This is a genomic window from Actinoplanes sp. GCM10030250, from assembly GCF_042666575.1.
Taxonomy (GTDB): domain Bacteria; phylum Actinomycetota; class Actinomycetes; order Mycobacteriales; family Micromonosporaceae; genus Actinoplanes.
The window spans coordinates 1-2,435 of record NZ_JBHTDO010000087.1; the positions used below are offsets into that span (position 1 = coordinate 1).

Consider the following 2,435-nt stretch of genomic DNA (forward strand, 5'->3'; position numbering starts at 1 on the left):
ATCACGCCCGCGGAGGGTCTGGCGCTGTTCGACTCGGCGCTGGCCGCGGACCGGGCGAACCTCGTACCCGTCAAGCTTGATCTTTCGGCGATCCGCAAGGCCGGCACCGTGTCCCCGCTCCTGGGCGGCCTGCTTCCGCGGCGGATCCGCTCGGCCGTGGCGCACGGGCTCGCCGACCGCCTCGCCGCGACCCCCGAGGAGGGACGCCCCCGGATCGTCGAGGACCTGGTGCGTGCCACGGCGGCGCAGGTCCTTGGCGTACCGGATCCCGCGTCGCTCCGGCTCGACCGGCCTTTCAAGGACCTCGGGTTCACCTCGCTGACCGCTGTCGAGCTGCGCAACCAGCTGATGACCGACGCCGGCGTACGCCTGCCCGCCACCCTCGTCTTCGACCACCCCACCCCGGCCCGGGTCGCTGACTTCCTCCACCAGCTCCTCCACGCCGCCGGACCCCGGGCCGAGACGGCACCCGTCGTCACGCACGTCGACGAGCCCGTCGCGATCGTCGGCATGGCGTGCCGCTACCCCGGCGGGGTCGGCTCGGCCGACGAGCTGTGGGACCTGGTGGCCGCCGGCGGTGACGCGATCGGCGAGTTCCCCGGTGACCGGGGCTGGGACGTCGACGAGCTGTTCGACCCGGACCCGGAGGTGCCGGGCAGGAGCTACACCCGCAGCGGCGGGTTCCTCTACGACGCGGCGGACTTCGACGCCGGGTTCTTCGGGATGTCGCCGCGCGAGGCGCTGGCCACCGACCCGCAGCAGCGCCTGCTGCTGGAGACGGCGTGGGAGGCGTTCGAGCACGCCCGGATCGACGTCGGCGGGTTGCGCGGCTCCAACGCCGGCGTGTTCGTCGGGGTCAGCCACGGCGACTACGGCGACCGGTCGGGGCACGGTCCCGAGGACCTCGAGGGCTGGATCGGTACGGGCACCCACGGGAGCATCGCGTCCGGGCGGGTCGCCTACACGCTCGGGTTCGAGGGCCCGGCCGTCTCCGTCGACACCGCCTGCTCCTCGTCGCTGGTCGCGCTCCACCTGGCCGTCCAGTCGCTGCGCAACGGCGAGTGCGACATCGCGGTCGCCGGTGGCGTGACCGTGATGTCGTCGCCGATGACGTTCGTCGAGTTCTCCCGGCAGCGGGGGCTCTCCCCCGACGGGCGATGCCGGTCCTTCGCCGACGCGGCCGACGGGACCGGGTTCGCCGAGGGTGTCGGCCTGCTCGTGGTGGAGCGGCTGTCCGAGGCCCGCCGCAAGGGCCACCGGATCCTCGCCGTGGTCCGTGGGTCGGCGGTCAACCAGGACGGTGCGTCCAACGGGCTGACCGCGCCGAACGGCCCGTCCCAGGAGCGGGTCATCCACCGGGCACTCGCGGTCGCCGGGCTCGCCGCCCGCGACGTCGACGTGGTGGAGGCGCACGGCACCGGCACCAGCCTCGGCGATCCGATCGAGGCTCAGGCGCTGCTCGCCACCTACGGTCAGAACCGCGAGACACCGCTCTATTTGGGCTCGGTAAAGTCGAACATCGGCCACACGCAGGCAGCCGCCGGTGTTGCCGGCCTGATCAAGATGGTCCAGGCGATGCGGCACGACACGTTGCCGCGCACCCTGCACGTGGACGAGCGGTCGTCGCACGTCGATTGGTCGTCGGGTGCTGTTGAGCTGTTGACGTCGCCGGTGGAGTGGTCGCGTAACGGCCGTCCGCGCCGGGCGGGGGTGTCGTCGTTCGGTATCTCCGGCACCAACGCCCACGTGATCATCGAGGAGGCCCCGCCCGCCTCACCGGTGATCGCACCGGGTGCCGAGGACATCCCGGTGGTCTGGCCGGTCTCCGCCAGGTCGGACACGGCGGTGCGGGCACTGATTGACCGGCTGCACGGTCTCGAAGCGGCGGAGGTCGCGGCGGGACTCCGGGCGCGAACGGCCCTGGAACGGCGTGTTGTGGTCCGGGCCGATTCGGGCGAGGAGCTGGCCGGGCCGCGCACTCTCAGCACCGGTACCGCCCTGATGTTCTCGGGGCAGGGTTCGCAGTGGCTGGGTATGGCCCGTGATCTCTATGAGCGCCTGCCGGTGTTCCGGGCCGCGTTCGACGAGGTCACCGGAGTCTTGGATCCGCAGGTCAGCGCGGTGATCTTCGGGGACGACGAGGTGGCGTTGCGGGCTACCGGTGTGGCGCAGCCGGCCCTGTTTGCGGTGGAGGTGGCGCTGTTTCGGGTCCTGGAGGCCCTCGGTGTCGAGCCGCGGGTGTTGATCGGTCATTCGGTGGGGGAGATCGCGGCCGCGCATGTGGCGGGGATTCTGTCGCTGGCGGATGCGGCGGCCCTGGTCACGCACCGCGCCCGGTTGATGCAGGCGCTGCCGGCCGGTGGGGCGATGGTCGCGGTCCGCGCGTCCGAAGCCGACGTGACGCCGCTGTTGACGGCCGGAGTGTCGATCGCGGC

1 protein-coding gene is annotated in these 2,435 nt (G+C 72.4%); it reads left to right on the plus strand.

Annotated features, from left to right (window positions below):
• On the plus strand, positions 1 to 2,435 hold a 2,435-nt coding region (locus ACFQV6_RS44115), incomplete at both ends, for a beta-ketoacyl synthase N-terminal-like domain-containing protein (RefSeq protein WP_378033716.1).